Genomic DNA, 7,056 nt, shown 5'->3' on the forward strand with positions numbered 1-7,056 from the left:
TTGCCCGCGTTCACGATGGCCGCGGTGATCTACGCCCAGTACGTGCTGATCATGCGTTCATCCATCCTGGAGGAGCGCGGCAACGACTACCTGACCGTCGCCAAGGCCAAAGGACTCCGCGACGACGTGGTGCGGCGCCGCCACGCCGTACCGAACGCCATGCTCCCCACGTTCACGCTCATCGCGCTGCAGTTCGGCGCGATCTTCAACGGAGCACTGCTGACCGAGACCATCTTCAGCTGGCCCGGTCTAGGGCTGCTCTTCTACGAAGCGATCAAGATCCCGGACATCCCGTTGCTGCAGGTGCTGTTCATCTTCTTCGCCGGCACGACGGTCCTGGCCAACCTGCTGGCCGATATCTTCTACCGCTTCCTCGACCCGAGAGTACGGAGGTCGGCATGAGCGGCGACGGGACGAGCGAGCGGAGTGGTCGGCGAAGCGAGGAACGAGCGCAGCCGCCCGCGGAGCAAGCGAGGAGCGGAGCGCAACCAACAAGCATGAGCGGCGAAGAACCTGCCACAGTGAACGGCGATGCGAACACCACCGGCGGCAACGGCTCCGGCACCGCCAAACTGCGGTCCGCCCGTTCCATCGTGTGGGCACGACGACGCGCCGCACTGGCCGGCTTCTGGAGGCTGTACCGGGTCCAGGGCGCCGGCATGGCAGGGCTGGGCATCCTGGTCGCGATCACCCTGATAACGCTGCTGGCTCCCTTGTACTCCGACGAAAGCGAGCTGCGAGCATCGAACGCGCCGGGCGGCCGGATGGAGTCGCCGAGCACCGAGTTCTGGTTCGGCACCGACCAGGTCGGCCGCTCGATATTGACCATGGTCATCTGGGGTGCGCGGGTATCGCTACAGGTCGGCCTCGTCGCCGCGTTACTCGCAGTGACACTTGGCACGCTGATCGGCATGGCGGCGGCGCACTTCGGAGGCTGGATCTCCTGGCTGCTCATGCGGCTGACCGACTGGTTCATCGTCCTGCCCAACCTGGTTCTGGCGATCGCCCTGGTCATCGCGTTGGGACCCAGCAAGGTCACCATCATCGTGGCCATCGCCCTGACCTCGTGGGCGAGCACCGCCCGAGTGGTGCGGGCGCAGACGATGGCGATCGAGGGGCGGCCGTATCTGGAGCGAGCACAAGCTCTGGGAGCCGGTCACTGGCATCAGATGACCCGGCACGTGCTGCCCAACCTGATGCCGCTGGTGCTGGCCAGCGCGACCTTGCAGGTCTCCAGCGCTATCCTGGCGGAGGCGTCGCTGTCCTTCCTCGGGCTCGGCGGTCCTGAGATGTCCTGGGGAACCATCCTGGAACGGGCCTTCAGCGCCGGTGCCATCTCGGTCGGCGCCTGGTGGTACATGCTGCCGCCCGGACTGGCGATCCTGCTCGTCGTACTGGCATTCACGCTGTGCGGGCGAGCCATGGAGGTCGTGCTGAACCCGCGGCTACGGGGCAACTAGTGTCCACTGAAGGGGAGTAAGTGACGCCAGTACTGGAAATCGATGATCTCCGGATCACGTACCGCGGATCGCGCGGCGAGATTCCTGCCGTGCGGGGCATATCGCTCAGGCTCGAGCCCGGAGACACCCTCGGTTTGGCAGGTGAGTCCGGTTGCGGAAAGTCCACCGTGGCCGGCGCCGTCCTGCGGCTGCTGCCGGTGGGGACGGACGTCACCGGCAGGATCGTCCTGGACGGGGAGGACGTGCTCGCCATGTCCTTCGGCAGGCTGCGCGCGGTGCGCTGGGCAGGCGCGTCGATCGTCTTCCAGGGCGCCATGCATTCGCTGAATCCGGTACAACGCATCGCCCGCCAGATCGCCGAACCGATCGTCCTGCACGAGGGTCTCTCGGCGGATGCCGCGGAGAAGCGCGCTGTCGAGCTGATGTCGCAGGTGGGCCTGCCCGCCTGGCGCGCGCGCAGCTACCCGCACCAGCTGTCGGGCGGGCAACGCCAACGTGTCATGATCGCCATGGCGCTGGCCTGCTCGCCGAAGCTGATCATCGCCGACGAGGCCACCACCGCGCTGGATGTGATGATCCAGGCGCAGGTGCTGACGCTCATCAAGAAGCTGGTGGCCGAGCGGAACATCGCTCTGATCATGATCAGCCACGACCTGTCGGTGCTCGCGGACACCTGTGCCCGGCTCGCCGTCATGTACGCCGGCAAATTGGTGGAGCAGGGCCCGTCGAATGAGGTGTTCGCCGATGCCCGGCATCCATACGCGCGAGCGTTGTCCGCGGCGTTCCCGACCGTCGGAGACCCGGCCGAGCGTCGCAATCCACACGGTCTCGCCGGGGATCCCCCCGATCCGTCGGCTCTGCCGACCGGCTGCTCGTTCCATCCGCGATGCCCAGTGGCGATGAACGAGTGCGCCACCGCCACGGTGGAGCTTCGGCGTGCACGCGAGGACTGGCAGGCCGCATGCCTGCGCGTCGAGGAGGTCGCATGAGCGGCGACGCGACGAACGAGCGGAGTGGTCGGCAAAGCGAGGAACGAGCGCAGCCGCCCGCGGAGCAAGCGAGGAACGGAGCGCGACCAGAGAATATGAACGACGGGACAGCAGCGCCGATGCTCAGCGCACGTGATCTAGCGGTCCAGTTCACCGCGCCTGGCGGGCGCGTCGCCCGCGCGGTGGACGGCGTCAATCTGGATCTGCGCCCGGGCGAGATCCTGGCCCTGGCCGGCGAATCCGGCTGTGGCAAGACGACTCTCGCCCGCACCCTGCTCGGTCTGGAGCGGCCCACCGCTGGAACGGTGTCCTACGGGGGCAGCGCCCTGCGCTATTCGACCAAGGCGCTCAAGCGATATCGCCGTGCGGTACAACTGGTCCTTCAGGATCCGACGGGCGCGCTGAACCCCAGGCATACCGTGTACGACGCGGTCGCCGAAGGGCTGCGGATCCACCGCGTCCACGACAACGAACGGGACCGGGTCGCCGACGCCCTCTCCAGGGCCGGGCTGCGGCCGCCCGAGAAGTTCTTCCTCACCTACCCGCACGAGCTCTCCGGAGGGCAGCGCCAGCGGGTCGTCATCGCAGGTGCGCTGGTCCTGGAGCCACAGATCATCATCGCCGACGAGCCGGTAGCGTCGCTGGACGCGTCGGTCCGCGGCGAGATCCTCGCGCTGATCATGCGCCTGCGCGACGAGCTCGGGCTGGCCGCGATCGTGGTGACGCACGATCTCGGGCTGGCGTGGAACATCGCGGACCGGATCGCGGTGATGTACTTGGGCCGGATCGTCGAGGAGGGCCCGGTGGACCGGGTGCTCACCGAGCCGCGGCATCCGTACACCCGTGCGCTGGTCTCAGTGCTCCCCAACTCGCCCGTGCCCGAACCGGTGGTGCTCTCCGGCGAACCGCCGGATGCGACAGAGGTTCCCGGCGGCTGCCGGTTCCATCCTCGCTGCCAAGTCCTCGCTTCTGGCCTGGCCGAACAGGCGGGCGTCGCCGATGCGTGCCGTCGTACGGATCTCCCTGTGCTGAGCGCCGAGACACGCCGACCCCCGGACACCGCCGGGGACCCGGGCCAGTCGGCCGCCGGAGACACCGGCTCACGCGTCGCCTGCCACTACGCCCACGCCACCACCGCCTCACCCGCCTGAGCGCTCGTCCGTCGTCGCTCGGCAAGGAGGAGGTGGGGAGAGGGATCTCCCGGCTCAAGCCCAACCGGGCCACAGATCAGTTGATCCTGACTCGCCTGACGCAACCCGGGGCCGGGAGATCCCTCACCCCACCTCCTACCTGAGCCCTCCCTCTTGACCACGCACGAAAGGCGGCCGGTGGGAAGACCCACCGGCCGCCTCAACGTGCGTACCGTTGCCGAACTCTCCGAGGTCAGCCGCCGACTGCGGCGGGCTCACGGTCCTTGTGCTCGCCCTCGTCGAGGTACTTCGCGAGCTTCTCGCCCTCGACGTCGACGTTCGGCAGCAGCCGGTCCAGCCAGCGCGGCAGCCACCATGCCCGACGGCCGAGCAGGGTGAGGATGGCCGGCACGATCGTCATCCGCACCACGAAGGCGTCGAACGCGACCGCAGCCGCCAGTGCCATGCCGACCTGCATGATGAAGTCCTCGCCGCCCAGCATGAACGCGCCGAACACGCTCATCATGATGATCGCGGCCGCAGTGACCACCCGGCTGCCGTGCTGGAACCCGGTGACCACCGATTGGGTTGGAGCTGCGCCGTGCACGTACTCCTCCCGCATCCGGGTGACCAGGAACACTTCGTAGTCCATCGCTAGTCCGAACACCACACCGATCAAGAAGATCGGCAGCATGCTGATGATCGGCCCGGTGTTCTCGGCGATGCCGAACCAGCCCCACTGGAAGACTGCGACCAACATGCCGAAGGTCGCGCCCATGGTCACCAGGAAGCCCAGCCCAGCCTTGAGCGGCACCAGAATCGAACGGAACACCAGCATCAGCAGGAGGAATGACAGGCCCACGACGATCGCCAGGTAAGGCGCCATCGCCGCGGCGATCTTCGAGTTGAAGTCGATGATGACGGCCGTGTTGCCTGTCACGGAGAGCGTCGCGCCTGTCTCAGCCTGGAGCTGATCGCTCACATCACGGGCGTCAGAGACCAGTTCCTCGGTCTCCTCGCTGTTGGGGCCATCCTCGGGGATGACGCTGAGCATCGCGGTGTCGTTGGCCTCGTTCGGGAACGGTTCCGCGACCGACACGACATTGCCGAGACCGCCGATCATGCTGGCAGCCTGGTCGAAAGCAGCCTGCGGATTGTCGCTTCCGGAGGCGTCGACGATCACCATCAGCTGGGCGTTGTACCCCTCGCCGAAACCTTCGGAGACCAGGTCATATGCCTGCCGCTGGGTGGTGTCCTCGGCCATCGACTCCTCACCGGGCAGCCCGAGACGCAGGTCCAGCACCGGAGCCGCCACGCCGATCATGGCGACGACGGCTACCACCACGACGCTCTTCGGATGACGCGTAATGAAGTTCGCCCAGCGTCGCCCAGCGCTCGGCTTCCCGTTGCCATCGTCGGCTTCGGGATCGCGAGCCTTCAATCCAGGAATCCGCCCGCCGAGGACGCGATGCTTGGCGAAGCCCAGCATCGCCGGCAGCAGCGACAGCGCGATGAGCACCGCGATACCGACGGCGAACGCCGCCGCGAAGCCCATCTCGGTCAGCATGGGGATGCCCACGACGAAGAGCCCGCTCAGCGCGATCATGACAGTCAGTCCGGCGAACACCACGGCGGAGCCGGCCGTACCGAGCGCACGCCCGGCCGCTTCGCTGCCCTCGCGGCCCATGGAGAGCTCGTGCCGATATCGCGACACGATGAACAGCGCGTAATCGATGGCGACAGCCAGTCCCAACATCGTCGCCAGGATGGAAGTGTCTGCACCCATGTCGATGAACCCGGTCGCGGCGGTTATAGCCGATATGGCGATGCCAACACCGATGATGGCATTGAGCAGCGGAAGTCCCGCGGCGGTCAGCGAGCCGAATGTGATGATGAGCACGACGGCGGCGACAGCGATGCCGATGAGCTCGCTGGACATACTCTCGGCTTCCCACTCCTCGACGGCCTCGCCGCTGAGCTCGACGGTCAGCCCGGCGTCACGCCCCTCCTGAGCGATGTCGGCCAGCACGTCCTTGGCCTCGTCTGTGAGGTCCCCCCATTCGACGCCGTAGGCGACGTCGGCGTAGGCGATATCATTGCCCTCCGCCACCGTGCCCACCTCGAACGGGTCGTCGACACCGGCGACCTGTGGCGCCTGGCCCAGCGCGGCCACCACGTCGTTAACGACGGCCTGGTTCTCCGGATCGGCCAGCGTTTCCCCGTCCGGCGCGGCGAAGACCACACGCGCCTCGGTGTTGTCCGCATCCGGCGCATCTGGGAAACGCTCCGCCATCAGGTCGAACGCTTCCTGGGACTCGGTTCCGGGGATCTCGAACGAGTCATTGGTCTCGCCGGAGAGCGTCGAAGCTCCGAAGCCGGCCAGCACAAACAGCAATAGCCAGGTCAGGGCGACGATGCCTCGTCGCCGATATGAGAACCGGCCCAGCCGGTACAGGTATGTTGCCACTGGATTACTCCACTCGGGTCAGTTAAAGCCACACAAAGAACAGCACGATTTAGCTGTGATCCGCCTGAGAGCAAGGAACGCGCAACGCAGCCTCACCTTCCCTAGACGACGGTCAACGGAAGTCATGACGGGCGGCGCTGCCTCGCCGGCTCCCAGGTCCCCCACTGATGATGTCTCCATCCTGTTGTGCCTGGTCGCACGTCACCATCCGGGATCACCCTGAGGACCCCCGGATCTACCCCCTGGACCCCGGTGCCGCGCCTCACGGCTCACCGGTATCTCGCTGAGGCTCTGGCAGTCCCGCGCGCAGCTGTGCGAACGCCTGCCTGGTCAGATCGACGACGTCGGCAGCCGGATCGGCGAACCACGCCGTCAGCGCCGCCCTGGTGCACAGCATCGCTGCGCCTGCTTGCAGGTGCGGATACATGTCCCGGGCGGTATCCGTGCCCGATCGTTCAGCGACCACCTGGGAGAAGCGGTCGATCGCGCACTTCACCGCCGTCATCTCCTGGCTGAGCAGGGCGGCGTTCTCGTGGATGAATAAGAACTGTGCAAGCGGATCGCCCTGGCCGGATGCCCCCACGAGGTCCTCGACCATGACGGTTTCCAGGGCGTCCCAGTTCGACTCCTCCGGCGGCCGCGACCGGAGCGCCTCGACGGAGTCCTCGATGCGGTCAGCGGCGACGCTGACGATCGCCTCCTCCTTGCTGGAGAAATAGTTGTGGAACGTCCGCGATGAGACGTCGACGGCGGCCGCTATCGCCTCGACGGTGACGTCAGCCACGCCGTGCTCCATGGCCAGGCCTAGGGCCGCCTCTCCCAGCGCCCTGCGCGTGGCGGCCTTCTTGCGCTCACGCAGTCCCTGCTCTGCCTGTTCTGTCTGCACGTGAGTCACGCTACAAGGCTGAAAGTCACTAGCAAAATGCTCTCTCAGCAAACTTTCAGGCTGCGCATGATGCTAGTGACTTGCATCACAGGCGGCGTCGGGCTATCCGCCCTGAGCCGCTTCG

The 7,056-nt window shown here is 66.8% G+C and carries 6 protein-coding genes; 4 read left to right on the forward strand and 2 right to left on the reverse strand.

What is annotated here, in order from left to right:
- From ELR45_RS37640 to ELR45_RS12140, 4 genes are all read left to right on the forward strand, one after another.
- The coding region (locus ELR45_RS37640) for an ABC transporter permease (RefSeq protein WP_205856470.1) at positions 1–402 on the forward strand (402 nt) is incomplete at its 5' end.
- Between the two features lie 95 nt (positions 403–497).
- Complete coding sequence (locus tag ELR45_RS12130; RefSeq protein ID WP_129666260.1) at positions 498–1,460, forward strand: ABC transporter permease; 963 nt, start codon at positions 498–500, stop codon at positions 1,458–1,460.
- 20 nt (positions 1,461–1,480) lie between these two features.
- A complete protein-coding gene (locus ELR45_RS12135) occupies positions 1,481–2,449 on the forward strand; it encodes an ABC transporter ATP-binding protein (RefSeq protein WP_205856471.1) in 969 nt (322 codons plus the stop codon).
- Positions 2,446–3,600, forward strand: a complete 1,155-nt coding sequence (locus ELR45_RS12140; protein WP_420813876.1) for an ABC transporter ATP-binding protein — start codon at positions 2,446–2,448, stop codon at positions 3,598–3,600. Before ELR45_RS12135 ends, ELR45_RS12140 begins: the two co-directional genes overlap by 4 nt.
- 232 nt (positions 3,601–3,832) lie before the next feature.
- Here ELR45_RS12140 and ELR45_RS12145 read toward each other — a convergent pair whose 3' ends face one another.
- Positions 3,833–6,046 carry an MMPL family transporter gene (locus ELR45_RS12145; RefSeq protein ID WP_129666261.1) on the reverse strand — a complete coding sequence of 738 codons (2,214 nt, stop codon included), beginning with the start codon at positions 6,044–6,046 and terminating at the stop codon, positions 3,833–3,835.
- Positions 6,047–6,308: 262 nt separating this feature from the next.
- Entirely contained in the window at positions 6,309–6,932 is a 624-nt protein-coding gene (locus tag ELR45_RS12150; RefSeq protein ID WP_165367704.1) for a TetR/AcrR family transcriptional regulator, read from the reverse strand.
- Positions 6,933–7,056: the final 124 nt, after the last annotated feature.

This window comes from Phytoactinopolyspora endophytica, assembly GCF_004138495.1.
Classification (GTDB): Bacteria; Actinomycetota; Actinomycetes; order Jiangellales; family Jiangellaceae; genus Phytoactinopolyspora; species Phytoactinopolyspora endophytica.

Bases quoted from the DNA above. Each gene is read 5' to 3' on its own strand.
- ELR45_RS12130 (WP_129666260.1), top strand. From the start codon at position 498: ATGAGCGGCGAAGAACCTGCCACAGTGAACGGCGATGCGAACACCACC.
- ELR45_RS12140 (WP_420813876.1), top strand. From the start codon at position 2,446: ATGAGCGGCGACGCGACGAACGAGCGGAGTGGTCGGCAAAGCGAGGAA.